This window comes from Nocardia asiatica NBRC 100129, assembly GCF_000308415.1.
GTDB classification, from domain to species: domain Bacteria; phylum Actinomycetota; class Actinomycetes; order Mycobacteriales; family Mycobacteriaceae; genus Nocardia; species Nocardia asiatica.
In genome coordinates, this window is the sequence record NZ_BAFS01000452.1 from 1 (window position 1) to 25,665 (window position 25,665).

The following is a 25,665-nucleotide window of genomic DNA, read 5'->3' on the forward strand; positions in this document are numbered from 1 at the left end:
TCGCCCACGGCGAAACGATCGAAGCCGCCAACACCCTGCTTCTCGGCCTTCCACCGGGCACCTGTCGCCACGCTCGGTTCACCACCGACCACGCGTGTGTAACCCGCTGGCAGCTGCACACCAACCGACTTGGGCAGTCGGTGTGGATGCTCATCACGCACAACGACACCAGCCACCTCACCCCAGAACTGGCATGACCTCCGCCACTGAGCTGCTGCAGCTGTGCCAGCGCCATCTCGACCCGAACAGTCGACCCGTCGAGAAACACCGTGGCCACGAAAACACCACCGTGCTGCGTGCCACCACAACCCACGGCGAGGTCATCGTCAAAGCGCACCGCGGCCGAGACCGCCACAGCAACGAGCTCTACGCCTACGAGCATTGGACGCCGACGATCGTTGACCGGGCGCCTCGGCTGCTCACGCACATCCAGGATCCGCCTGCCATCATCATCACCGCGATCCCTGGCCGCCCGCTCGCCGAACTCGCCACAACCACAGCCAGCGAACACGCCGCCTATCAGCAGGCTGGTGCGCTGCTGGCCGCATGGCACAACGCCCAACCGGCCACCGACGAAATCGACATCACCGCACAACTGGCAGACCGCGGCGAGCGATGGCTACACCTCGCCGGCTCCCTGCTGTCTGCCGCAGAGCGCAGCACCATCCGCGCACACCTGCGTGCCCTTGCCGCACTCACCGGAATCCCCGCGGTGCCATGCCATCTCGACTTCACCCCCCGCAACCTCCTCTATACTCCCGGCGGATCCGTTCATCTCATCGACTTCGAACACTCACGCCTGGACTTAGCCGCCCGCGACTTGGTCCGGCTGGCCGACCGGTACTGGCGGCAGCGACCCGACCTCGAAGCAGCGTTCCTCACCGCCTACGGCCCGCTCACTGAGCTCGATCACCAGGTCATCGAGCACTGCATCCACCTCGACAGGCTCACCACCGCAGTGAGGGCAACCGGCCGCAGCCTGCCGCCCACCGACCCTCGCCAGCCAAACACCCGGAGAACGCCATGACATTCCCGCACCGCATCACCGTTCTCGGAGCCGGCTACGTCGGTCTCACCACCGGCGCCTGCCTGGCCTCCCTGGGCCACAATGTCGTCTGCGTCGACAGCGACCCATCCGTCGTCGCCGCCCTGCGGAACGGCCACACACACCTTGCCGAACCCGACTTGAACGCCCTGGTCAGGGCCGGGCTCGCCGCCGGAACCCTCGGCTTCGACACCGAACCCAACCCCGCGATCAGCCATGCACAAATAGTGATCCTGTGCCTGCCCACGCCGGATCGCCCGGACGGGTCAGCCGACTTGACCGCGATCGACACCACAATCGCCCACCTACGTCACGAACTACGACCCAGCACCGTAATCGTCATCAAATCCACCGTCCCCGTCGGCACACACCAACGGATCACGGCCACCCTGGACCGCGACGACGTCGCGGTGGTCTCCAACCCCGAGTTCCTGCGCGAAGGCCACGCGGTCTACGACTTCCTGCACCCAACCCGCATCGTCCTCGGCAACAACGACCCGGCAGCGTGCAAACGCGTCGCCAGCCTCTACGACGCGATACGCACCGAAATCATCACCACCGACCCCGCCTCGGCCGAACTGGCGAAATATGCCGCCAATGCCTTCCTGGCCACGAAACTGTCATTCATCAACTCCATCGCGGCGCTATGCGACCGACTCGGTGCCGACATAACCGACATCACTCACATCCTCGGAGCAGACCCGCGTATCGGCACCGACTACCTCAAACCCGGCCCCGGCTGGGGCGGGCCCTGCCTACCAAAAGACACGACTGCACTCCTGCATCAAACGCACGCCGCAGGACAGCGCTTCGATGTTCTCGACGCCGCGATCCGCGCCAACCGCACACACCAACAGAACATCGTCGATCGGCTCCGCAACGAACTCGGGGGCCTACACGACGCCCGAATCGGCATCCTCGGGCTCAGCTTCAAAGCCGGGACCAATGACCATCGCCGCTCGCCCGCCTTACGGATCATCCGTGCGCTGCTTGCTGATGGCGCCACCATCGCGGCACACGACCCGACACCACAACCACGCGACACGGACGGGATACAGCTATGCCGAGATCCCCACGACGTCGCCCATTCCGCAGACGCGATTCTTCTTCTGACCGACTGGATCGACTATCACACGCTCGACTGGCAACAGATTGCATCCTCAATGGTCGGAGACCTCGTCTTCGACACACGCAACACTCTCAACGTGGCCGGGCCGCTCGAAGCCGGGCTTCGTTGTCTCGTCCTCGGGCGGCCGAGCACTGGGATGGATACTGGCTAGGTGCTTTCGCCAGGTGCCGCGCTCCCGGGAGCGCCTGCGACGTTCGGCAATCCCACCGGTCTGGGCAGGGAATCGTCGTACATGCTGTAGCAACACTCCACGTCCCTGTGACCTCGAACTGATGGGCTCGCCAATCCGTCACCGCCGCCACGCCGCATCCTGACGGACGGGCGACAACCCGTCGACGCCCCAAACGTCCACGTGTACGGGTGATTTGCACGGTGATGATGCCCTGACCGCCGAGCGCAAGGGCAATAAAGTTCCCCTTTCCGCAGGACGGGTAGGTTCGTGGCGTCGGAGGTCGTTGGCTCAGTCCCGTACTTGGTTGATCAGCGTGCGCATGGCGTCGAGGAAATCGTCAGTTTCCTCTAGCTTCCACGCGACCTTCTCCGTCCCCGAAATTCGGAGGCTGATCTCGTGCTGGCGTGCGCTGCCGTCTGGATAGTCGTAGGCGACAAGAACGAGCGACGCGCGTCCTTCAAGACGTTGGTCCGCAAGTTCGAAATCGATTGGCGTGCCATAGTGCGTGTGGGAGGCATCGGGCTCGTCGGGGTCCCGGTGCCGAGTGCACCATGCTGGGCAGTTTCGCGCCCGCGCCAGTTCGTCGTTCACCTGATCTTGCGTCGTCATCCACACTCCTTCACTACCTTCCTGAAAGCTCCGCATCTCGACGGTAGCCATTGATCGTGCGCACGGCGAGGGCGTTGGGACTAGTGTGGCGGTGGTCGGAATCTGGGCGAGTCCGCGTTGTGGAGCACCATGGAGCTGAGTCAACGAGTATGAAGCGCCGCCGCTTTCGCGACATCGGGTGGACTGTCTGGCGTCGTCCTTGCCATGGCGGCTGTCCACAAGGTCGTATTGCCGTGACATCTGCTCGAATGATCCTGCATCCGTGATGGCGGTTATTCCGGGAGGGAGTAGAACGTGGATGGGAAACATGCCCCCACGTGGTTGCGGCGTGAAGTCGAGCCTGGCCGTGTCCGCAATGTTGGCGATGTGGTGCGTGAGTATCGTCTGGCCATCGGGCTGAGCCAGGCCGATGTCGCGAGTGCGATGGGGATTACCCAGCAGTTCCTCAGTCAAGTGGAGACGGGTACCCGCAATCCGGATGTCGACAACCGGCAGAGTTTGGCATCGGTTCTCGGGATCCCCCTGGAGGAACTCGGGATGGCGGGTCGGCGGCGAAGGCCATCGGTGTCGGCGGCCGCGCCGGCAGGTGTGGTAGCCAGCCGAGGCCGGTGGCGTGTGCAACGGCATTGGCTGAACCGGCATCGCGCAGAACTCGGTCGGCTAGCGGCCCAGTGGTACCCCAGCGAGAACAGAGTGCCCAGAACCTCGCTGATCGCCGGTGAGGGTTGGCTGCCTACTCGGCCGGTGGACCTGGGATCGCTGCGGCTTCGCTTACACGAGGGACCGCAGTCGCTGCAGGTTGGAGGAACCGAGCCCCAGACGTCGGCGGTGCGGCCGCTGCGAACGGCCGATGCTGCGTTCGATAGTTACTCGGCTGCGGTGAAACATCTGGACCCACCGCGGCTGTTCGACTCGCGTCCGAGCTACCGGTTGCTGGCAGGTTCGATCTCCTCCGGAGTGCTGGACTTCGGATTGGCTTCCTATTTCGACAAGGTCGATGTCTGCGAGGCGCTGGCACATGAGTTGGCCGCGGCGTGCATGGAACACTGGCCCGATCGGGTGTCGGAACTCAAGGGACGGTTGCCGTTTCGTGAGCTGGTAGGTGACCCGTTCGATCTGGCGCGGCGCGCGGTGATTCCGGCGATCACCACACTGACGCTCCGGTTGCGCCGGTATCCGGCCAAGCCGTCGTTTCTACTACATTGGCGTGACCCGGCTCGGGTGGCGACCGCCACTGGGATGTATGACGTGATCCCGGCCGGAGAATTCCAGCCCTCGAGTGTCGCGCTATGGGATCGGCGCAACGATTTCTCGCTGTGGCGCAACATGGTTCGCGAGTATGCCGAAGAACTGCTGGGCCTACCAGAGCACGACGGCAGCCGCAGCGCGGCAATCGATTACGAACGGTGGCCGCTGTATCAGCGGTTGAGTGCGGCACGGGAGGAAGGCAAGCTGCGCGCCCATATTCTGGGCCTTGGAGTGGATGCGCTGACGTTGGCAGCGACCATCTTGACGGTGGTCGTGATCGATGACGATGTCTTCGACGAGGTGTTCGGCACAACGGTGCAGTTCAACGATGAAGGCGAAGTTGTCGGCGTCGAGGGCGGCCGGGCGGCTGACGGTGTGCCGTTCACCGCTGCGGCGGTGGAGCGATTGTTGGAGGATGAGCCTCTCGCCGCGCCGGGTGCTGCGTGTTTGGCGCTGGCGTGGCAGCATCGCGACAGCCTGATCAGCTAGTGACGAGCATGCGGAGGACGGATGGGCACGGACACCTCGACATTGACAGCAAGCGAACTCACTTGGCTAGATACCCGTGCCTACCTGCGAGAACACCGAACCGTACTCGACGCCGCCGCAGCGGCGAGCTACCCCGATGCTCACCGGATCATCGACACCCCGTTGTTGACGCGCTCAGCGTGGATCCCGTCCGCGCCGCTCTTGCTGGAGGACATCGGTATCGAATGGTCGGCAGACGACCGCCCACCCGCCGTGCCGCTGAGGAGTTCTGTGCTGCCTGTGCGCGCAAGTGGCCAGCCGTATGAGACCTACGCCGAAGCAGTCGGTGAAATCGCTGCCCCGGCGGTGTTCGAGAATCGGCCGACCTATCGACTGCTGGACGCTGACCTGGCCAGCGGTGCACCGAAATTGAGATTTGGTTCGGGCTGCTACTTCGACAGCATCGATGTCGGCGAAGCCGCTGCCCACGAATTCACCACCGCGCACCTCACGCAAAATGTTGCCGATGGTGTTCGCGCGGCAATCACCGACCCCTGTGATCCGCGTCAGCGGCCGGTCAACCTCGCGATCAGCACTTTGACTATCCGCCGGGACCCTGCCACCGGCGTGCAGTCATTCCTGCTGCACTGGCGTGATCCCCGCAAGGTCGGGCACGCCGGAGGCATGTACCAAGTCGTGCCAGTGGGCATTTTCCAGCCTTCCGGATACGCCGACTGGAACCTCGGCAACGATTTCTCACTGTGGCGCAATATGATCCGCGAGTTTGCCGAGGAACTGCGAGGAGAAAGCGAAGATCACGGCAGCGACATCGCGCCCATCGACTACGAATCATGGGAGTTCGCCGCCCACATCGAACGAGCCCGCCGAGACGGCGCACTGACCGCCTACTGCCTCGGACTGGGAGTCGATCCCCTCAGCTTTGCCACCGACCTGCTGACTGCCGTCGTCATCGACGCCCAGGTCTTCGACGAGCTGTTCGCAGCGGATATCACCAGCAACTCCGAAGGCCGCGTCCTCGATATGCAGCCGTTCACTCAGCAGCAGGTGCATCGTGTGCTCAGCGAGCATCCGATGCAGGCTGCGGGTATCGCGGCGCTACGCCTGGCTGTCGCACAGCTGGGTTGAACAACTCCGGCACGCAGGAGTCCGCCGCAGACGACGACATCTCTCGTCCGACGTGCGGGCGCACTATATATTTGTGCGCTGCTTACCGGACGACCATCGGCACGAGCCGCTCGGGACGTGGTTTGTAGGCGAGGCCGCCGAGGATGAGCCGCTCCTCGAGCAGGCGGGGTCGCACGGCGGGACCCGCTGGCCACCAGTCGTCGAGCTCGACCAGCCCGGGTGCAACGATCTCCAGGTCGCTGAAGTAGTCGAGGATCTGGCGGCGGGTGCGGTACCAGCCGGAGCCCAACCCCGTTTCGGTGAACTTGCGTTGCAGTTCCCGCGCCAGGTGGTGGGCGTCGGAGCCGTCGTCGGGATCCCAGAAGTGGGTGATCGCCAGGAACGAGCCGGGCACGAGAGAGTCGATGTAGCGGCGGGTGATAGCAGCGGGGTTCAGTCCGTCGTCGACGTGGTGGAGGATCCCGCACAGGATCAGTGCGATCGGGCGGTTGAGATCCAGATGATTCGTGATGTCGGGGTGCCGTAACAGGGCCTCGGGTTTGGTGAGGTCAGCGAGGACGTAGCGGGTGTTGGGGTTGGTTTCGAGCAGGACTCGGCCGTGGATGTGGCAGACCGGATCGTTGTCGACGTAGACGACACGAGCTTCGGGGTTTTCTCGTTGGGCGACGGTGTGGGTGTTGAGGGCGGTGGGAAGGCCCGCGCCGAGGTCGAGGAACTGGTCGATGCCCGCCTCGGTGGTGAGGTAGCGCACGACGCGGTGTAGCCAGCGGCGGTTCATGTGGGAGACGTCGGCTTGGCGGGGTGCGACTTCGCAGAGCTTGTGGAAGACGTAGCGGTCGACTTCGTAGTTGTCCTTGCCGCCGAGGCTGTAGTCGTACACGCGAGAGATGCTCGCGCGGGTGGTGTCGACACCGACCGGTGTGCGAACACCGGTGTCAGGTACGGGATCGGGCATACGGAACTCCCCCGGGGGATTGCGGTAGTGGTCGGCGAGTTCGTGCGTCTGCTGGAACTCGATTGCGTGTGCTCTGCGGTGATGACGATGTCGTATTGCGGAGATCGTTCGGTTGGCGCGCCGATCGGCGTCTGGCTGGGCGGCGGCGCAGCCGTGATCGGGATCTCGTGCCCGCGGGTGAACGGCCGGGCGCAGTGGTGGTTTCAGGCGATTCCGGCGCTGCGCAGGACGAGGTCGACCTTGTCGCGGGTGGTGGCCGGGGATGCGAGGAGGTCGCCGGTGTGTGGGGTGGCCATGCCGAAGATCATCGAGAGCAGAAGCGAGATCGTGAGGTCGAGATCGATACTCGGGTCATGTGGGCCGGTGCTGCTGTTGAGCAGATCACGGACCTCATCGCGCAGCTGGCTGCGCCGCCAGATGACTTGGGTGCGACTGGATGGGTCGAGTGCCGCGAGGTCGAGTTCCAGCCGGATCCATCCGGGTCTGGTGATGAGGATGGACGCCCACCTGGCCAGGGTGGCGATGAGCTGGTCGCTGTCACGGGGCTGGAAGTAGCCGATCCTTCGGATGGCATGGCGGGTCAGCGTGTCAGCGACGTCGTGGGCGATCTGCTGCAGGTGGTCGAAGTGGGTGAAGAACTCACCCTTGGTGTATCCGGCGTGCTCGGTGATGCGGTCGATGGAGGTGGCGGTGTAGCCGTCGGTGAGCAACAACTTCGTGGCTGACTGCAGCAAGCGTTGGCGGGTGCGGTGCTTGCGCACCGCGCGCGGTGGCGGCGTGATGGTCTCGGTGCTGGGATGGGGTGTGCTGGTGGTGGTCACAGCGGTCGAACCTGCTGCGCGGTGGGTCCTTTGCGGCCTTGTCCGATCGAGAACTGGACGCGCTGCTCGGCGTCGAGGCTGCGGAAGCCGTCGGCGATGATGTCGGAGTGGTGGACGAAGACGTCATCACCGCCGTTGTCGCGGGCGATGAACCCGTAGCCCTTGGTGTTGTCGAACCATTTCACGGTTCCGTGTTCCATCATCGGATTCCTTGACGTTGAAGGTCTTTGGCGGGTGGGTGGTTGTTTTGATCCAGCCCCAGGTGTATGGCCGGCGACGCCGCGACGGCCTGGGGTTTCAGTTGTGGGGGACGCCGGGGGTGGTGTCGTGGTGGTCGGTGCCGTAGTGGGTGAGCACGTCGTGGGTCGCGGCGGCAGTGCGTCGACGAGCAAGGCTGGTGATGGCCTCGTAGAGGAAAAGCGCGGTGAGGGAGTAGAACAGGGTGGTGAGGGCGGTGCGCAGGGGCATGGTCTCGGGATTCCTTTCCGGGCAGTCGTCGCTGTTTTCCGGTGGCCGGATTACTGCGGTGGCGGGTTGAGGGGCAGGACTTCGGACAGCCAGGTGACGGCGGCGGGGTAGTCGATGCCGGTGGAGAACTCGATGACGCGCCCATCCGGGTGGCGGGAGATGCGGCCGTCGGCGGCGATCCGCACGGTCTCGGTGCCGAATTCGGCGACAGGAACGCCGAGGGCGGCGGCGAGGGTGACCGGGTCGTTCATCCAACTCGAGGGCCGGTGGGCGAACCATTCGGTGGCGTTGGCGGCGACGAGTTCGGCCCACGGCGGCGCGTCGGGGGCGGTCAGCCAGGTGTAGAGGGGGGAGTCGGGGCCGACGGCGAGTTCGGGGGTGTTGGTGTGGGTGGACAGCACGCAGCGGGGCCGGTGGGCGGCGCGCAGGACGAGCCCGAAGACGGCGGGGTCCATGCGCGGGTTGTGTGAAGCTTTGCTGGGGTTGCGGTAGTGGTCGAGCCAGCCGCCCTGCATGGTGAACTCGATCTGCTCGATGTGGTGGGGGCAGGTGATGAAGAAGTCGGCGACGTTGGAGACAGGTCCGCACCCGACCCAGATGATGGTGTCGGTGGAGGTTTCGCACACGTGGGAGAGGAAGTTCACGACGTCGGTGGGCACCGGCCGGGTCTCGGGGAGGTGGCCGTGCATGACGAACCGGTCTTCGGAGCCGTCGAGTGTGCTGCCGGCGACGACGGGGACGTCCCGGCGGCCGATCCGGTCGAGGAATGCGCGGGCGTAGCGGGCGCGGTCGTGGTGGGGGGTTTCGTCGTTGGTGACCACAATCAGGTTCGCCACGAGTTCGGCCGCGACCCACAGCGCCAGCGCGTCATCGAGGTCGTGACCGATATCGGTGTCGAACACGACCGTGTGGCGATCGAACACCGCAGGACCAGTCGGCTGCGCGGCGGCCCGAGACGATGGTGCATCCAGACAGCCGTGGTGAGGTGACGTGCGCAAAGAGAATCCTTTCGAATGTGCTAAGGGCGTGACGTGCTGGCGGCGCCTGCGCAGGCGCCGCTGAGGTCGGTGATGGGTTGGGAGGTGGCGGATCAGGGTGGGTCAGACCGGGGCGAACACGGAGCGAATGACCGTCCGCTGCCGTCGCGGCGGGGAATGGCTCTCAGTTCGATGCGTCGAGGTCGCCCGACCGGCGGCATACCGTCAGTGCGGCGGCGAGGCTGACGGCGAATACCTGAAACCAAGCCCGTGACCAGCGCGTCGTAGCGTCGACCGAACTCCGCGATGGCGGGATCGAACGGGCACGGCCCCAGGCTGGGAGACCATTTGGAGGAGATCGCGATCCACATGGAGAGTCGATCGATCAGTTCCCCGGCGGTCAGTATTTCCGGGAAGTCGTCATCGACAAGGACGACCGATTCCGGCCGGTTCCCCAGAGAGCAGGTCACTTCATCATCGATCACACGGGCGATGGTGCGGTCCGGATCAGCTCCTGCCCCCCTGAGCAGTCGTTCCTGCAAGTCGTTGGGGTTCGAGAAGTCCACGCCGTCGAGACAGGTCATCCACAACGTGACCGCGACTCGAGCGGCGTGCTCAAGGTTCGTCACTGGGTCCGCTACGCCATCCCAGAGCGCGACGAGACGGTTCATGTCGGGCAACGGCGGCGTTTCCGGGTGCGTGGTCACAGGAGTCCTTCGAATGTGTCCTCGCGCGTGGTGCGGGTGAGGAGGGCGGCTATCGAGACACCAGGAATAGGGGTGGGGCGGAGCAGGGTGGCACCGTCGTCGGTGTCCGCGGTGACGATGCGGATGACCATGGTGGCGGTGGTCAGCAGCCGCCGACCACCGGGTAGGTGGGTGGCGTCGGGGACGACGATCAGCCAGACATCGGGCTCGCGGCTGACGTGCCGAGCGAGGGCGGCGATCGTGCCGCCGTGGGTGTGATGGTCCAGATGTGTTCCGCCCCAGCGGTAACCCCAGCTGTGCGCGCGGTGTCGCATGAGCGCACCGATACGGTCGGGTTCTGCCAGCAGCGGGACCTGCATGTAGCCGAGCGCGATCGGCGCATCGGGAGTCAATGGGTGGGGCAAGCGTGTCATCGGGCGCTCCCGGCGAGGGAGGTGGGGTGGGGAAGGTGCACCCGGCCGCTGACGATGCGCGCGACGAGCCGGTTGTAGTCGTGCGCTTGGTCGATCAACTCGTTCGCCGCGACCGTGCTGGGAAGAAAGTCGCGGTCGGCGGTCACTTCGCGCGCCCAAAACCGGGTGTGGCGCGAGAGCGCCTCACCGAGGCCATGCGGATGCGGACGAGCGTGGGTGAAGTCGATGGCGTGCTCGATGAGCAGGTCGTGCACGTGCAGATCGATCTGCGCCGTCAGCTCGTGGATCTCGCGGGTTGTGTGGGCGAAATCCTCACCGGCCACCGGCCAGTCCGGCCGGGCGGCCTTGCGTTCGATCAGTGTCTCGATCTGCCCGAACACTGTCAGCTGCTGCTGGTGGGCCTGCAGTAATCCCACTGCGGCGGTGAGGATTTCCGGGTGGGCGTAGTCGCTGGGATCGAGTACCGGGGCACGCAGTGCCCGCCCCACGGTCCGGGCGCTGGGAATGCTGATATGCCAGTCGGGTCGGGTCACGATGTCCCTCCGCGTGACAGCGGGAAAAGCTGCTCGACCCGGTCGCTGTAGGCGCGCTGCGCGGCGAGCACACCCGCTATGGCAGTTCCGTCTTGCGGCTGTCGTGCGTAGGTCACCCACTGCTGCGCCATCTCCGACACCAGTCGCCCGACATCGACCTGTCCGGCGGGCACGTCGAGGAGCACAGCGATTTTCGCGTCCACCGTCCTGACACACCAAGCGATCTCGCGATCGATCACATCGGTGTCCGGCTCGCTGACCCGGACCCGGCGCTGATGCGCATCCACCATCGAGGCGGACAGCATCGCCACCCACTCCTGCCCGTGGCTGCCCGCAGCGGCAGTACCGTTCCTGAACGCTCGATCGCGTAACCACGCTCTCGCGCGCAGCCCCGCCGCTGCGAAGACGGCCCGCAGATGGTGGGGTTTGTGCTGCACGGGCAGCTGCGCGGCGAAGTGGGTGATCCACTCGCTCGCGGGCGGCAGCCCAGCCAGGGTCGGGACATGCGCGTGCACCGGTCGTGTCGCTCCTGTTCTCAAGGTCATGGTGTGGAGTGGATGCCGCGCCAACCCAGGGGCAGCTCCACACGACGGGCATGGATATCGGCCAGCAGATCGGCGTAGCCCTCCCTCATCTGGGCGAGGTGGAACCACGCCTCGTGACGCAGCTGTTCGTCATCGGTGTGGCGGACGGTCCACCACGCGGCGGCGTACGTCGCGGCGACATGACTGATCACCTCACCGAGAGAATGGGTGTGCCTACGCGCCCCGGTCGGACGTGGCAGGTGAAACACCGCCCACGAATTGATGTGCTCGACTATGTCCGCGATCTCCGTGCGCACGGTCGCTTCATCGGAATCAGCCGACGGTCGCGGTGAATCCGCACCTCCGGGGAGCAGCACAGCATGCAGATCACCGAGCTCTCGCGCCCACCCGATCAACGGCGCTTCATCCTTGAGGTGTCCCGCGATCGCGGCGAGCAGCTGCTCCGGCGCCAACAACATCGCCGAACCCGACACACCGTTCCCGCCAGCGTGCGACGACACCACTGCCTGCCCCGGCCGCGTCGCGCCGTTCACAATCGGCCCTCTGAACTTGCGGCGGGCACTGTAACTGGTCGGGCGTACTCCGAAGACAGCGTGCAGCGGGTGACGGTGCGACCACCGTGGGCGAACCGCTCGATGCGCGCGCACAGCGCCGCCAGCGTTTCGGCTGGCGGGTCGTCGCGGCGACGAGATTCCTGGAGTTCAACCACCAACCGACCGTCCTCGCGCTGAAGCAGCCGAATGGTGCCCTGGTGGCCGAAGGGGCTGATGCCGAGCTCACCAGCAGCCTTCGCCGCAGAGTTGGCGTCATCAGCCAACGCCACATACAGCCTGTCCACCGGATCCATCAACTCCGGCCAGCCACGCCGAGTCAGCTCCTCGATGATGTCGAACCGCGTCACCGTCGGTATCGCCCCAACCGTCGACTCCGCCAGCACCCGATCGCCCATCCGAGATGGCTCTCCGGAGACAACGGCATCGGGTGCCTTCCCGCTGGCGCTGTCGCGGGAGACAGCAGTCTGCAGATAGTAGATGCGCGCTCGCGGCATGTACGTCAGCCGCCGAATTACCGCCTTGCCGGACGGCCCGAGACCGGACAAGTGCTCGCGTGACGGCACAATCAGATGACCGCCACCGCACCCCTCGATCTCCTCCATCACCTGCCACAGCAACTGCGTGCGAGGCGAACCCACATCCAACAGCTGCTCCAAAGGCAGGTTCCGAGACTCGGCCGCATACTCCAACCGCCGCATCACCGCGAGCGCAGGCTCAGCGCGATCGACATCCTCAACGATCGCCCGCAACAGCCGCTCCGGAGCAGTCGGCTCGATGACAACCCGCCCCGAACCGAACGCGAAGGCAGCCGCATAGTCATGCATGGCCCGTACGACTGCATTGCGCGCCTGAGCAGTGGGCAGTAGTTCCGACTGTGCGTATCCGAACCACATGGCGTTGACTCCTTGGTAGTTGTCGGTCTAGGCCGGTGGAGGCGACGCAGCCCGCCATCACTGTTGCGACGGTGCACCGAATTGGCTTTGACCACGGCACGAGCCGCCTTCTGGATGAGCACTGCGGGCGGTACGGCGCGTCGCGTCGGTGGGCGGCCGACGCACCCGGCGTCGACAATCGTTGTGGGCTCCGGCGGCTCGGTTGTATGCGTGTTCTGCATTCCAGGGCCTCCCTGATGGGTGCACTCCAAGAACGGCCGACTGAGTCCCGATCGGGAAGCCAGCTCGCCCTGCCGTCAAGGTTCTGTGGGGAAACTGGGACAGCGCGCTGGGTGCTGGTCCTACCCTGGCCTGCGGGAATGCGCTGTGGAAGGCTTCTTCTGTTGACAAATTGGTTGTCCACAGAGCGTGCTCGAAGTCCGGGCACCGCACCCGCGACAGCGGCCCATATGGCGTGCCGTCGCTGGTTTCCCACTGCCCGAGTTCCGACAGACGGACCTTGTCTGCCTCTCCCATCCCGCGCTTCCCATCTCAACAGTGATTGGAAGGCCACCCGGCGCAGGGGATTCCACCCGCGAGTTGGGTCACAGACGCAGGTGGAGTGCCCGGATGAGGTAACGGGCTCACCCCCGCGCCGGGGGCCGTTAGTACCTTCGCAACGAGAGGGGTGGCGCTTCGGTGGCGCTTTGGTGGACCAGTGGGGGCGGTGTGGTGCACAGTGGGCCTCAGCCACTACCTCCTGGGAGACAGCATGGTTAGCGTCAGAGAGTGGACTGGCAAGGAAAGCCGCGCCCTGCGTGACGCCTTTCGCATGAGCCAGGCAGCTTGGGCACGCAAGTTGGGTGCGAATGAGCGCACCGTCAAGCGCTGGGAAGCCGGGGGAGCTATGCGCCCGGCATATCAAGCCGTGCTCGATACGACGCTGTCCATGGCCCCGGCGGAAGTCGTAGCAGCGTTCCGTGCGCGGCTACACCCAACACAGGAGGATGACGTGGATCGGCGGCAGTTGTTCAAGGTGAGCGCGCTCGGCGCCGGTGGGCTGGCAATGCTCGGCATCGGCGATGCCGATCGTGCGCGCTGGTTGATGTCCGGTGCCGGCCAGCCGGACGCCGCGGCTGTCGAGGTGGTGCGGAACACTCTCTACTCGGCGATGCAGCTCGACGACACACTCGGCTCCCCTGCCGCGCAAGGCGTCGTGATCGCTCAGCAGCAACTCACCGAGGCGATGCTGCGAGAGTGTCCAGTTCAGCTGCGGCCCGCCGTCCTGTCGCTGTACGCCGAATGGACCGGGTTCGCGGGGTGCCTGGCGTGGGACTCAGGCGAGTACGACAGCGCCGCGCGGCTGTACAAGCTCGCGCGCGAGACAGCGCACGAGGCCGAGGACGCGGACCTCGGCGCGTACATGCTGTGCCATCTTTCCCAGCTCGCTATCTGGCAGCGTCGACCGCGCGTCGCCGTAGATCACGCCGTGGCCGCGCGGAGTTGGGTCGCCCAGAGCGAGGATGCGCCGCTTCGTGCCTATGTCGCGATGCGCGCGGCCGAGGCCGCTGCGGTCGCAGGGCAGCGGCAGGCGTGCCTCGTCGCGCTGGACGAGGCCGACCAGGCGATCGCGGGAGTGGAGCCCTGCCATCCCTCGCGGTCGCGCGCCTACTTCGTGTCCGAGGCGATGATGCACTCCTACCGCGGCAACTGCCTGTCGATCCTCGGCGAAGCCCGGAGCGCGGCAGCGGCGACACGACAGGCACTGACCCTCATGCAGCCGCAGTACGTGCGCGACCGCGCGATATCGCTGCTCGAGCTGGAGCGGTCCCTCATCCAACTTGGCGAGGTGGACGAGGCCGCGACTGCCGTCGGCGACGCGGCCGACCTCACCGCGCAATGCCGGTCACCCCGCTTGGCTGCCGCGATCCGGGACGGCCGCCGCGTCCTGTCCCCTTGGGCAGGGTCACGACCGGTCCGGAGCCTGGACGCGCGGCTGGCGGCTCGGGATATCGTGATGGTATGAGCGCGGAGCGGGAAGCCGAGGTGCTGGCGCAGATCGAGCGCGCCAAGGCCGCGCTTCTCGGCACCGGCGAGCAATTCGCGCGATCCGAGGGCGGTCGGCCTCCGGCGCGGTCCGACCAGTTCAAGCGGGCCCGCGAACAGGTGCAAGCTGCGGAGCAGGCGCGTAACCGGTTGCTGGTCGAACTCGTCGGCGACGCCGACACCGTGCCGGTCGAACTGGCGCAACGCCTCGGGCTGACCGGCCGCGAGGCCGTGAATATCGTGCATACGGCGCGCAGCGGTTCCTCGCGCATGAAGGACTACCTGCTCGGCCAGCCGTAGGCGATCGAAGAGCGGCTCAGCGTTCGTTGTCAGTCGATGGCGAGGGCACTACCGACTTCTCATCGTTTGCGCGTGGACTCCTCGGCGGGTGGACCGCTGTTCAGTGGAGGCTCGGGGTCCGCCGGGGGCGCGTAGTCCTCCCCATCAGTCAGCGACTCCTCGGGGGGTCCGGCTTGTGGGATGCTGTGCTTGAGGGAGAGGAGTTCATGGATAGCGACTTCCAAGCGGCATTGTCGGCACGTGTAGTCGAGGTGCAGTCCACTGCGCGAGTCCCAAGCCTGACGGTGGGTGTCGGTGTTGAGGGCGTTCCGCTCGCTGTCGCCTCTGTCGGGTACGCAGACGTCGAGAATTCGATTTCCGCCACTGGCGAGAGCAGCTACCGCATCGGGTCGATCACGAAGACTTTCACCGCAGCGCTAGCCTTGGTGCTCGTCGAGCAGGCGGAGCTACATTTGGATAGCCCGGTGAGTCGATATCTCCCGGGCACACCCTTTGGTCGCCTTCCAGTTCGCATGCTGCTGTCCCACAGCAGTGGCTTACAACGCGAAGCGCCCACCGACATGTGGCAGAGCATGCAGGGACCGTCACGAACTGAACTCAGGGAGTTGTTCCAGCATGCCGAACTAGTTGCCGATCCGGGGGAGCGCTGGCATTACTCGAATCTCGGCTACGCCGTCCTCGGTCAGATCATCGAAGAAATTACCGGTCAACCGTGCGACACCTCGATCACGGAAACTTTGCTGAACCCGCTCGGGCTGAGCCGAACCAGCTGGACTCCACCGTCGAATGCCGTGGTCGGCTACAGGCTCGATCCGCACCTTGATGCCGTGCATCGCGAGCCGGTTATGGATCAGGCTGCAATCGGTGTTGGGGGCCAGATGTGGTCCACACCAGATGATCTACTTCGCTGGGGACATGTGCTGGGGGGAGGCGACGCGACCGTGTTACCCGTGGCGGTAGTGGAGAAGATGCACACGCTTCAGGTCATGGTGGACACGGTTGGCTGGACAAGGGGTTGGGGGCTGGGCCTGATATTGGAGCGGCGACATGACCGGATCGTCGCCGGACACACCGGCGCGATGCCGGGCTTTCAGTCCGCACTGATGCTGGACCGTGGCGCCGAGCTCGCAGTGGTGGTCTTGGCAAATGTCACCCGAGGAATCAAGGTCGCAGACCTCGCTCTGGAGGTTTTGGAAATGGCCGCAGCAGCGCGACAGCGGAAACCGACGCAGCCCTGGCACCCGGCCCAGCCCTGCCCACAGCACATTCAACCGGTACTCGGTACCTGGTGGTCGGAAGCTGATGAAGTGATACTGCGATGGGAGCGGGACGGGCTACATGCGACGCTCGTCAGTGATCCCGTCGCTGGTCGTACTCGTTTCATTGAAGAAGCGCCAGGGCGATTCCGTGCTGTGGAAGGCAGATTGCAGGGCGAGCTGCTAGAGATCGATCAAACGTCAGGCGGGGTCGAGATGCGTTGGGCCACCTATCCGCTCACCCGCACTCCGCGATGAATCTCGCCAAGCGTTCCTTTACGTTCGTGACCGAGGTGCCGTCACAGGCGCGCAGTTTCAGATCAGCAGACCGAAACATGTGCAAGACCCGTGGCGTGACCGAACCTGCGGCGACCCCGTTCATGGCCTCTTCGACTGACGATTCGGCGGCTTCCTGGTCACCGATCCGCAGCTGGGCTTCGGCTTGTTCGAGCAGCCAGATAGTTCGATTGCGCACGAAGACTGCTGGGCTGGCTGAATCCTGCTCGCGCAGCGATTTGATCGCGGGCTGGAGTTGACCGAGGTCGAGAAGGGCTGATCCTCGATGTCCAGCCAGAGCGGCATCATCGAACACCTCTAGCCAGACAGGATCGGGCTCACTCGGATGATGTCGAGACAACTCGGATTCAGCGGTGGCCAGCATTTGTCTGCACAGGTCAGCCTCGCCCAGCCTGGCGTGAGCGCGCGCTGCCATCGTCGAGACGAATGCGTTCAAGCGCCGGTTACCGCTTCGCCGTGCCCACGCAAGGGACGCGTAGGCTCGCTCGGCACCGCGTGCAGGATCGCCCGTCCACGTGCTCATGAAGCCTGCGTTCGGCCCCCCGATAAACGCGAGTAAGTCCAATGCGCCGGCTTGCTCGGCGACACGTTTGGCCGCAATGAAGGATTTGTCGGCCAGCGCGACACTGCCGCGGTCGAACAGCATCCAACCCACCAGCTGGTGAGCCTCAGCGATGACGCGTAGCAAGGAACTGCGATGCGCATGACTCAGCCGTGAGACGACCGGTTTTGCTGCCTCGGCGTATGCGACGACCTCATCGAGGCGTTCAGCGGCCATCGTGTGATCCGCTGCGCGCACCCGCGTGATGAGATCGCGAAGTGCGACCTCTGCTGAGTCTGGCTCCAGCACGACGCGGCGTGCCGACAGGCGAGCAGGCTCGACAAACGGGGCAGCGAGACGACTCAACTGGCCGTCTGTCTTCAGGACAGCGTCAAGACGATCCACCAGATCAGGTTGCGGGCGCCGCTCCGCTTTCTCGATCCGCGCCAGCAGGTCATGGCTGACAAGTACCAGTGGTGCCAATTGCCGCAGCGAAAACCCAGCAGCGACCCGCCGAGCGCGAAGTTCAGCACCGAACAGTGCTTCCGCTGTGGCGCGCGGTTCGAATGAGCGAGGGGTTATTCCCACCGGGTGATTATTGCGCCTGGCGATACCGGCACACCAGTGAAGGAACCGGTCTAATCGACCGCTACCGGGCCCCACGCCGCTTGTTTGAAAAGATGCCCTGCGCGCGGGATCTCACAAACCCAGGTCGTCATCGGGCTGTTGATGAGGTTCGGCCCGTGCATCGGTTAGTTCTTGATCGATGTCGTCGGTCGGCTGAGCAGGTGGGCGAAGTCGTCGTTCTCGCGCGAGTTGAGTCGGGTCGAGGATGCGGCGCCGGTGTTGTTCGGCGCGGTACTCATCGAGCTGTCGATGGATGTCCGTTGTGCGCGTCCAAGCTTCGGCCTCGGTGTCGGCGCGCGTGTCGATGGCGGGTCGGTAATCGAGAGCCTCTGCTGGATCAATCTGCGGAAGGTTGTCCCAGTTGTCCGCGGTTCCGGCGAGCAGGACGGCTTCGCGGTTGGCTTGGCGTGCGGCATCGCGTGCGGTGTTGTGGTCGCGGCTGCGGTTGATTTGTTCGCCGACGAGGGTGTCGATTCGGGTTTGGAGTGTGCGTCGTTGGCTGCGGCGGTGGCGGGGTGTGGCTTCGAGGGCGGCGCGTGCGTCGGTGAGTTGGGTCGCGACGGCGTGGAAGGCTTTCGCGGCGGTGTGGAGTTTTTCGTCGGCGGTGCGGGCGTCGTGGATGGCTTGTTGTGCTGCGGTGTGGCGGCGGATGCGTTGGTCGGTGTCGTGTTCGTGGTCGGGGTTGTGTTGCTGGGCGGGGCCGTAGAGGAAGGTGTCGGTGTCGGCGAGTGCGAGGCTCTGGTGGAGTTGGTCGATGCGCTCGTCGAGTTGTGCGTCGGTGAGCACGAACAGCGGATTGTCGGCGGGGTCGGCAGTGGTGGCGTCGTTGGTACGTGGGTGGGTGGTTTGGAGTGGCGGGTGGTCGTGGATCCAGGCTTCGATCGCGGCGCGATGGGCCGGGTTTCCGGTGGCGCGCCAGTCGCGGCGCAGCATCGCGAGGGCGGCGGGTGCGGGGTAGGTGCTGGTGATGTGGGTGCAGCGGGCGGTGATGTGGTCGGCGGGATCGTGGTCGGGGATGCCTGGTTCGCCCGTGTCGCGGCATTCGCCGCACAGCCCGTCGTCGGCGCGGCGTGGGGGTACGGGGCTGGTGTCGGTGAGGGTGCGTTCGAGGCCGCAGGCCACGCACCCGAGCCCGCGGGTGTCAGGGACGGCGGCGAGGTCGTAGTCCAGCGTGTGGTTCTTCGGGCGGTCGTCGGGGAGCACTTCCCGGAAGTAGTGATGCACGACCCCGTCGGGAATGCGGCGGTCGTAGGGCTGGTCGTCGACATCGGAGCGTGTGTCGACATAGTCCTGTTCGGCGCGGCGGGCATCGATCTGTGCGGCGGTGAGCGGATCGCGGCGCACAGCAGGGTTGATGTAGTCGTGGTGGTCGCGTGCGGCTTCGTGGCGTCGCTCGCGCTGATACGCCGGTTCGGTACGCCGGGTGCCGGGTTGGTAGATGTGCGGGTCGGTGTCTGGTGTGCAGGCGTCGATGAGCGCGCGATGCTGGGGATAGCGGTCGGCGACCCAGCGCAGTCGTGCGCGGGCGACGGGGAAGCTGTTGCGGTACAGCGTTTCGGTGATGTCGGCGAGGATGGCGCGTTGTTCGTCGGTGGCGATATCGGTGAGGTCGGCCAACCTTTCCACCGCGGCGGCGATTTGGCCGGTCTGGATCAGCTGCGCCACCCTGCGGAGGCGTTCGGGAAGCCCGGTCCCGAGTGTGTCAGCGGCTGTAGGCCCGCTGACGGGACCGGGAGTTTGTGCCGCTTCGGGGACGGCGGGGTGGTCGTTTCGGGCGGGCGCGGGGTCGGAATTGCGCTGGCGGATGGGGTCATTTGTGGGTTCGGACATGGTGGTGTGGCGGGGTTCGTGGTCGCTGGCGGTGTCGGTGGTCGGGGCGGGGGTGTGGTGGAGAAGGGCGTCGATGCGCCAGGCCAGGGCACTGGCGAGTTGGTCGTCGCGTAGGCCGGACGCACCGTCGGGTTGGGCGGCGAGGAGTAGTTCGTGGGCGGTGGCCAGTAGTTGGTGTTGTGTCCAGTCGGTGCCGGTGGCTCGGTCGATAGCGGCGACGACGCGCGGCCATGCCGGGTCGGTGAGGACGCGCTCGGCGGCTTGATCACCGAGCACGGTGTGCAGGTCGGTGATCCAGTCCGGGCGCAGATTGCGGTGACCGACCCCGGTATCGAGGGCGGAAGGTTCCAGTTCCAGGCGCGACCACAGCGCGGCGGCGGGCATCTCATCGGGCAGCGGCCGTGCGGCGGCGGCCTCGGTGAGCAGGGTTTCGATGTCGAGGCCGGCGCGGTCGGCGACGTCGATCTTGTCGGCGAGGACCGGCCAATACGGGTCCGCGACGACTTGGGCGTCGAGGCGTTCGAGGGTCGGAGCCCATCGGTTGACCGGTCGATGAATGTCACCGATCGCGTCGGTGACCCGGGTGTCCAGCACCTGCTGATGCTCACGTTCGAGACTGCTGTAACGGGGCGGGCCGGTGGGTCGCATGTCGCGGTCATCGACGTGCAGGCTCGCGCGCCAGACCGCCAGTTCGCCGAGCAGGTCGGGGTCGGCGCCGACGAGGGGGCGCGCCCAGTGCGGTGCGGTACTCGGAGTCCAGGTCTGGATGTCGGTGCGGATCTGTGCGGCGAGGTCGGTGACGATGCGGGCGCGGGCGGCCAGGTGGGTGGCGTCGAGGTCGTCGCGCAGACCGCGTGGGATGCCGTGTGCCCATGGAAGGGGGCCGGTGCCGGTGGAGTGCGTGCCGGTGGGATCCAGGCGCCAGTCCAGGACGGCGGCGATGTCGTCGGCGGTGTCGAGTTCGCGGGCACCGGCGACGGTGTGCAGGGCGGCGACGGGGTCGCGCCCGGACAGGGCGATCGTGGCCAGGTGTTGGCGCAGCACGGGGTAGGCGGAACTGTCGGTCAGGTGCGGGCGCAACGCTTCGGCCGCTCGATCGAGGCGATCGAGCACCTCGGTGCCGAGCGCGTGTTCGGCGGCAACCCCCATCGCGTCGAGGTAGATGTCGAGCGCGCGGCCGATGCGGTTGTACGGGTCGAGTGCGTCGCGCAGATGGGTGTGCGCGGATTTCTGCGCGCCGTCGCGGCCCAGAATGCGCGTCATACACTCGACCGCGGTGCGCGGGAAGACCGCCGGCTCGCTCCAGAACGAGCCTTCCGAGCCGTCCAACGCTGTCGGGATGTAGGCGTGGTTGGCGTGCACCCCGCGCGTCATCGCGACATACAACTGTTGCCGGGACTCTCCTCCGGTGAGCGCGACATGACAGGTATCGGCGGTGATTCCTTGCGCGGAATCGATCGTCGCCGCGTACCCCAGACGCACATGCGCGGAGACATAGTCCGCAGGCAGCCACACGGTTTCGCCTGGTTCTCCGCGACCGGAAAGCTGGTGTGTGGCGATCAAACTGCCGTCGTCGTGCACGGCGGTGACGGTCCAGGTGTAGCCGTTGCGCACCCAATCGTGCGCGCCCAGGCGCAGGCGAGGGTTGTTGCGGCGCGTGCGGATCGTGTCACCCACCGACGCGGCAAGTCCGTCGGCGAGGACGCATTCCGCACCCACCACCCCACCGGCGCGTGCGATCCGGTCGGCGCGTGCGCGGGCATTCAATGGGGCCACGACCTCGTGGGTGGCGGCCAACATGATCGCCTGGCGCCCGGCGAGGTGATCGGTCCTCCACGCGGTGTAGGCGTCATCCTGGGTGGCGCCGTGATGGCCGCCGTGCACGCGTGCGTTGTCCAGATACCAGCCCAAAGCGGCCGGATCGCCCTCCCGTAGTTGCAAACTCGCGGTCGCTTCCGCCGAGGAGGCGAACCGCACCACATGGGTCAGGGTCAGGGTTTGGTCGGGGGCGGCGGCGTGCATGTCGGCATCGGCGCCGCCGGCTTCGATCGCGGGCAGCTGGTGATCGTCGCCGATGCACCGCACCGTCGCCCCGCGTCGGGCCAAGAATTGCAGTAGGCGTAGGCGTTTGTGGTTGCCGAGTTTGACGTGCTCATCGACGATCACCAACGTGTCGGCGTCGATTTGCAGCACCCATTCCGGCAACGCGGGCGGTGCGTCCCGCTCGAACGCGGGGTCGTCCGGATGCGGGGTATGGCGAGTGAGGACGTCGAGGAGTTTGTCGACGGTCTCCACCCGGGCACCGATCGACGTGCCCAGTTCGGCGGCGGCCGCAGCGGTGGGCGCCAGGCCGAGGACGTGTCCGCCGCTGGTGTGCCATGCATTGGTGAGCACCCCCATGGCGGTGGTCTTGCCGGTTCCGGCGGGGGCGTTGGCGGTGTGCACCCGCGAGCCGGAGGTGGCGAACCCGTCGATCACACCGACCTGCCCGGCGTTGAGCGGCCGATCCGGATGCGCGGTGTTGTAGGCGCGCACCGCATCGGTGACCGTCTGCGGCGTGAGCTGGCGGGCGCCGGACTGCACCGACAGCTCGATCAACGCCTGTTCCACCGACAGAACCCGCGTCGAGGTGTACAGCTGCGAGCCCGCGGCGGTGTAGACGCTGGTGCCGTCGCGGCGGCACAGCACTTCGGGCACGTCACCGAGTTCAGGCGCATCCGCGATGTCGGGATCACCGAGTGCGATCGAGTGCGGGGACGAGAGCGCTTCGGTGACTACGGCTTCGGTGACGTGTTCCCAGTCCGTCGCCGGCACGCGACCGCGGAGTTGCCGTTCGGCTTCGGCGCGAATGTTGGTGGCCCGCCACGTGGTGCGATGCTCTGACACCACCTCCAGCACTCGGTCAGCGGTGCGCGTAATCCACTGCGGCGAAGCCGCGATCCGGGGTAGGCGGGGCGGGTTCAAGGCCGTGGAGACCATCTGGGCGACGTCGGCGCGGCTGCCGGACAGCGCGATCGCCTCGGTGCGCCATGTCGCGCGTTGCTCGGCCAGGGAGTGTAGTTCGTGCTTGGCGGGGCGGGTTTCCAGCGTGGCGCGCTCAGCGAGGTCGAACATCTCGGTGGGGATGGGTTCACGCCCGAACCGCTGCTGGAATTCTGCGGCGAGTTCGCCCAGCCGCACGGTGATCGCGGTGTCACGCCGCGACCATGCCTCGATCAACCGCAAAGGGATGCCGTGGATTTCGCGGATCGGACGTTTGGACGGATCGGCGGTGGGCCGTTCGGTGAATTCGACGCCGACGAGCCGGTCGAGGTGATGCTCCAGACGGGTGTTGTAGATCTCGGAAACGGTGACCAGCGCCTGGTAGATCGCGGTGCCGTCCAGGGTGCGCCACTTGCCGTCCAGGGTGCGAACTCGGTTGGGGATGACGACGTGGGTGTGCAGGTCCGGGTCCCCGGCGCGGGAGTCGCGGTGGGTGAACCGCGCCGCGACGATGCCCTCGACATCGACCTGGCGCACTCCGTTGCGACCCAGCCGGGTGAAGATTCCGTGCCGTTCCAACCACTCGAGAGCGTCATCGACCGCGGATTGGTGGGCGGCTTCGAGCTTTTCCGCGATGCCCCGTGGCGCGAGTGCCCACAGCACCGACACCGACTTCACCGGCGAGAAGGTGATGTCGAAACCCGCGACGGCGGTGGTGTTCGGGCGCGAGTTCTTCGCCACCCACCCCGACAACTCCCGCGCATCGTGCGGTGCGCGACCGTACTCGTCGGTGAACATATCGAACGCGACACGGGTCCGAATCCGCGCTCGTTCCGCATCAGGAATAGGCGCGTGCGGGTCTGATCCGTGCGATGAATTATGGTCTTCGAATGCCTTCCTGCATCGTTTTCGGAACTCGGAAAGATCCGTATAAACCCGAAATGGGTGACCCAAACGCGACGCTTTATCGGCCGCGCGCGCCGCATCTTTGAGCTTCGCGCCCAACGAAACCTGCTTGTCGAAGACCACGGCTTCGATCTGCTTGGCGTTCGGGTGGCGACCCAGTCCGAACAGGGCTTTCATCTGTTCTTCGGTCACTTCCTCCCCGGCAGTGAGGCCGAGCGCGGTCAATCCGGTGCCATACCAACACCCCGGATACTCACCTTCAGCGGAGTAGTAATCGGCCAAACTCGACCGGCCGCGGGACGTAACGTCATACGCGGCGACATTTCGCAGGTAGTACTGGAAGCCATTGCCTGCGACGACTTTATGAATCGTCGCGGTCATACATCCATCAAGGCACGTAATAGCGTTCAGCGCTAGGGCTGGATTTGACTATTTTTCTGTCAAACTCAACAAAAACCCAGGTCGTTACCAAAACGTTACCCTCGATGCAAGAGGTCTGCTTAACGAAAAATGTGAATGAGGAGGGGAAGGTGTGGATGAATGCGGGCGGATGCGGGCGGTAGGTGGTAGGGCGAAGCTGTGGATGGCTGGGGACAGATTGAAAGCGGTGCGGGTGATCAGTGACTACAGGGGACGGGCAGGTAGGAACCGGAGCCGTTGATCCGGTTCCTACTGTGGTGACGGCTGCCGGGTGTCCGACTTCCGGGCGGTCACCTCCGCCGGTGGAGCCGGGTGGGGACGGCCGCGAGCGGGTCGAGGTCGGGATCGAGGCTCAGTGCGGCGAGAGTGTGGCCGTGGCAGGGCTTGGGTGCACACCAGCAACCCAGCACGCGGGCGGCGAGTTCACCGCGACGCAGGCGAGCCCGAAGGCCGGGCCGGTCGGCGAGGTGTCGGGCGTGAGCGAGCAGCACATCGTCGCGGTTGCCGTCGCGTCCGAGCACGAACGGGTTGCCCCAATCGCTGGTGCGGTCCACGGGCACGAACAGGTGGTGGCGGCGCGCCCACTCGATCAGGTGTCGGTGGCCGCTGGCAGCGCGCATCGACACCACGACCGACCGGCCGGTGGCCAAGGTCTGGTGAAGCTCGGTGATCGTGAGGCGCGCGGGGTCGGTGGGCGGCGCGGGGTGAGTCATGGCGAGTGCTCCTTCCGGTCGGAGGTGGTCGGATTGCGGATGCTGTTGCTCGGCACGGTCCGAGCACCCCGCGACCGGGGAACCGACTATCGCTGCGGTACCGGTCAGGCCGGTGGGGCGGGGACGCGGGTCCATCCGTAGGACCGGCACGCGTAGTGGCGGTCGTCGAGCCCGACGAGGTCGCCGACCGAGAGGGACCGCAGTCCTGCCACTCCCCGCATCCCTTTGGCGTACCAGGTGTCGGTGTGGATCTGGTCGTCGTCGTGTTCGGGGTGATCGTTGAACGCGGCGAAGACACGTTCGAGCAGAACCTTGTCGGTGGCGGTGGTCGGGTCGACGCGCAGCACGAACTCGTAGGCGAGCGCTACTGGCGTGTGGGGCTGGTACCCGGTCAGCAGCGCGGTCGGGTCGGTGTTGAGGTAGACCCGCACCCGGACCTGGGTCGGGCGGGGCGCGAGCGCGGCGCGCAGCGCGGCCAGGGTGCGGCGTGCTCGGTGAGGGAGTCGGTGCACGGTCGTGCTCCTGTCGGATCGGGGAGTGGTGGACCGGTCCGCCGCGGGAGGGCGACACCGCGGCGGACCGGGGAACACGGGTGGAGCCGAGGGGGGTGGGTCAGGCGACCGACGCGGTGCGGCGGCTGGTGGGTACGAGGCCGAGGTCGATGCGGCAGTCGGTGCAGTAGTTGTCGGCGTGCACGACGCTGTTTCGGGCGCAGGCGTCACAGCGTCCGATCCGCTGCCCGGCTCCGAGCGCGGAACCACCTCCGCGCGGCCGTCGCGCGGAGGCGGGACGGGGTGCGCGTTCGGGCTGTTCGAGGTTGCTCGCCATCCACCGGGTGATCAGCCGCCAGGTCGGTCCGGTGTTCGCCGCGGCGGCCCGCACCCGATCCAGCAACGCCCGCACCTGGGCGGGATGAGCGGCGGCGATATAGGCGCAGCGGGATTCGACGAAGCTCCGCATGCCGAACCCGGCAGGCAGCGCGGGAATGCCCGGGTGGCCGTCGGCGCGGCACACATCGCAGACCCCGTCGTCGCTGACCACGATCCCGTGGCGCGTGTGGAAGGGGCGACGGTCGCTGGCGGGAC

Annotated in this window: 24 protein-coding genes and 1 pseudogene; 8 read left to right on the forward strand and 17 right to left on the reverse strand. The window is 66.1% G+C overall.

Annotated elements, in window-relative coordinates; all coding sequences use genetic code 11:
* From ON27_RS44490 to ON27_RS34265, 3 genes and pseudogenes are all read left to right on the forward strand, one after another.
* Window positions 1-197, forward strand: a pseudogene (locus tag ON27_RS44490) (hypothetical protein); the annotation flags it as partial.
* On the forward strand, window positions 194-1,027 hold the full coding sequence (locus ON27_RS34260) for a phosphotransferase enzyme family protein (protein WP_063711427.1): 834 nt from the start codon (window positions 194-196) through the stop codon (window positions 1,025-1,027). The pseudogene ON27_RS44490 and the gene ON27_RS34260, both read left to right, overlap by 4 nt.
* Window positions 1,024-2,325: a UDP-glucose dehydrogenase family protein gene (locus ON27_RS34265; protein WP_043737112.1), complete on the forward strand. Its 1,302-nt coding sequence runs from the start codon at window positions 1,024-1,026 to the stop codon at window positions 2,323-2,325. Before ON27_RS34260 ends, ON27_RS34265 begins: the two co-directional genes overlap by 4 nt.
* Before the next feature lie 309 nt (window positions 2,326-2,634).
* On the opposite strand, the gene ON27_RS34270 is transcribed toward ON27_RS34265, so the two are convergent.
* Window positions 2,635-2,955, reverse strand: a complete 321-nt coding sequence (locus ON27_RS34270) for a DUF6907 domain-containing protein (RefSeq protein ID WP_157227647.1) — start codon at window positions 2,953-2,955, stop codon at window positions 2,635-2,637.
* 321 nt (window positions 2,956-3,276) lie between these two features.
* On the opposite strand from ON27_RS34270, the gene ON27_RS34275 reads away from it, so the two are divergent.
* Both ON27_RS34275 and ON27_RS34280 read left to right on the forward strand, forming a co-directional pair.
* Window positions 3,277-4,692, forward strand: a complete 1,416-nt coding sequence (locus tag ON27_RS34275; RefSeq protein WP_051047310.1) for a helix-turn-helix domain-containing protein — start codon at window positions 3,277-3,279, stop codon at window positions 4,690-4,692.
* Between the two features lie 21 nt (window positions 4,693-4,713).
* Entirely contained in the window at window positions 4,714-5,817 is a 1,104-nt protein-coding gene (locus tag ON27_RS34280; protein WP_043737120.1) for a hypothetical protein, read from the forward strand.
* Between the two features lie 82 nt (window positions 5,818-5,899).
* On the opposite strand, the gene ON27_RS34285 is transcribed toward ON27_RS34280, so the two are convergent.
* The 11 genes from ON27_RS34285 to ON27_RS34330 all read right to left on the reverse strand — a co-directional run bounded on the left by ON27_RS34285 (window position 5,900) and on the right by ON27_RS34330 (window position 12,683).
* On the reverse strand, window positions 5,900-6,772 hold the full coding sequence (locus tag ON27_RS34285) for an SAM-dependent methyltransferase (protein ID WP_051047311.1): 873 nt from the start codon (window positions 6,770-6,772) through the stop codon (window positions 5,900-5,902).
* Between the two features lie 203 nt (window positions 6,773-6,975).
* Window positions 6,976-7,593, reverse strand: coding sequence for a TetR/AcrR family transcriptional regulator (locus tag ON27_RS34290; protein ID WP_043737123.1), 618 nt, complete (start codon window positions 7,591-7,593; stop codon window positions 6,976-6,978).
* The gene (locus ON27_RS34295) at window positions 7,590-7,793 is read right to left on the reverse strand and encodes a cold-shock protein (protein WP_043737126.1); all 204 of its coding nucleotides are present in this window, start codon (window positions 7,791-7,793) and stop codon (window positions 7,590-7,592) included. Before ON27_RS34295 ends, ON27_RS34290 begins: the two co-directional genes overlap by 4 nt.
* Window positions 7,794-7,890: 97 nt before the next feature.
* Entirely contained in the window at window positions 7,891-8,061 is a 171-nt protein-coding gene (locus tag ON27_RS43535) for a hypothetical protein (protein WP_157227649.1), read from the reverse strand.
* 50 nt (window positions 8,062-8,111) lie between these two features.
* The gene (locus ON27_RS34300) at window positions 8,112-8,984 is read right to left on the reverse strand and encodes a nucleoside hydrolase (RefSeq protein WP_051047312.1); all 873 of its coding nucleotides are present in this window, start codon (window positions 8,982-8,984) and stop codon (window positions 8,112-8,114) included.
* Window positions 8,985-9,151: 167 nt separating this feature from the next.
* Window positions 9,152-9,745 carry a hypothetical protein gene (locus ON27_RS34305; protein ID WP_043737129.1) on the reverse strand — a complete coding sequence of 198 codons (594 nt, stop codon included), beginning with the start codon at window positions 9,743-9,745 and terminating at the stop codon, window positions 9,152-9,154.
* The gene (locus ON27_RS34310; protein ID WP_157227651.1) at window positions 9,742-10,158 is read right to left on the reverse strand and encodes a hypothetical protein; all 417 of its coding nucleotides are present in this window, start codon (window positions 10,156-10,158) and stop codon (window positions 9,742-9,744) included. The genes ON27_RS34305 and ON27_RS34310 overlap by 4 nt, the downstream gene beginning before the upstream one ends.
* Window positions 10,155-10,691 (reverse strand): hypothetical protein, encoded by a 537-nt coding sequence (locus tag ON27_RS34315; protein WP_043737134.1) that lies wholly within the window; start codon window positions 10,689-10,691, stop codon window positions 10,155-10,157. Before ON27_RS34315 ends, ON27_RS34310 begins: the two co-directional genes overlap by 4 nt.
* On the reverse strand, window positions 10,688-11,236 hold the full coding sequence (locus ON27_RS34320; RefSeq protein WP_157227653.1) for a hypothetical protein: 549 nt from the start codon (window positions 11,234-11,236) through the stop codon (window positions 10,688-10,690). Before ON27_RS34320 ends, ON27_RS34315 begins: the two co-directional genes overlap by 4 nt.
* Window positions 11,233-11,694: a hypothetical protein gene (locus ON27_RS34325; protein ID WP_157227654.1), complete on the reverse strand. Its 462-nt coding sequence runs from the start codon at window positions 11,692-11,694 to the stop codon at window positions 11,233-11,235. Before ON27_RS34325 ends, ON27_RS34320 begins: the two co-directional genes overlap by 4 nt.
* 71 nt (window positions 11,695-11,765) lie before the next feature.
* Window positions 11,766-12,683, reverse strand: coding sequence for a hypothetical protein (locus ON27_RS34330; RefSeq protein WP_043737141.1), 918 nt, complete (start codon window positions 12,681-12,683; stop codon window positions 11,766-11,768).
* A 718-nt stretch (window positions 12,684-13,401) separates the two neighbouring features.
* Between ON27_RS34330 and ON27_RS34335 the strand changes: the two genes are divergently transcribed.
* From ON27_RS34335 to ON27_RS34345, 3 genes are all read left to right on the forward strand, one after another.
* Window positions 13,402-14,688 carry an NsdA family TPR-like regulatory protein gene (locus ON27_RS34335; protein WP_157227656.1) on the forward strand — a complete coding sequence of 429 codons (1,287 nt, stop codon included), beginning with the start codon at window positions 13,402-13,404 and terminating at the stop codon, window positions 14,686-14,688.
* Window positions 14,685-15,008 carry a hypothetical protein gene (locus ON27_RS34340; RefSeq protein WP_043737145.1) on the forward strand — a complete coding sequence of 108 codons (324 nt, stop codon included), beginning with the start codon at window positions 14,685-14,687 and terminating at the stop codon, window positions 15,006-15,008. Before ON27_RS34335 ends, ON27_RS34340 begins: the two co-directional genes overlap by 4 nt.
* Before the next feature lie 206 nt (window positions 15,009-15,214).
* Window positions 15,215-16,522, forward strand: a complete 1,308-nt coding sequence (locus ON27_RS34345) for a serine hydrolase domain-containing protein (protein WP_157227658.1) — start codon at window positions 15,215-15,217, stop codon at window positions 16,520-16,522.
* On the opposite strand, the gene ON27_RS34350 is transcribed toward ON27_RS34345, so the two are convergent.
* The 5 genes from ON27_RS34350 to ON27_RS34370 form a co-directional block, all read right to left on the reverse strand.
* Window positions 16,503-17,765, reverse strand: coding sequence for a helix-turn-helix domain-containing protein (locus tag ON27_RS34350; RefSeq protein ID WP_083888026.1), 1,263 nt, complete (start codon window positions 17,763-17,765; stop codon window positions 16,503-16,505). The genes ON27_RS34345 and ON27_RS34350 overlap by 20 nt on opposite strands.
* 36 nt (window positions 17,766-17,801) lie before the next feature.
* Window positions 17,802-23,828, reverse strand: coding sequence for a MobF family relaxase (gene mobF / locus ON27_RS34355; protein ID WP_083888027.1), 6,027 nt, complete (start codon window positions 23,826-23,828; stop codon window positions 17,802-17,804).
* A gap of 329 nt (window positions 23,829-24,157) precedes the next feature.
* Window positions 24,158-24,580: a DUF4326 domain-containing protein gene (locus ON27_RS40390; RefSeq protein WP_157227663.1), complete on the reverse strand. Its 423-nt coding sequence runs from the start codon at window positions 24,578-24,580 to the stop codon at window positions 24,158-24,160.
* 104 nt (window positions 24,581-24,684) lie between these two features.
* Window positions 24,685-25,092, reverse strand: coding sequence for a hypothetical protein (locus tag ON27_RS34365; RefSeq protein WP_043737152.1), 408 nt, complete (start codon window positions 25,090-25,092; stop codon window positions 24,685-24,687).
* Window positions 25,093-25,192: 100 nt separating this feature from the next.
* The coding region (locus tag ON27_RS34370) for a hypothetical protein (RefSeq protein WP_157227665.1) at window positions 25,193-25,665 on the reverse strand (473 nt) is incomplete at its 5' end.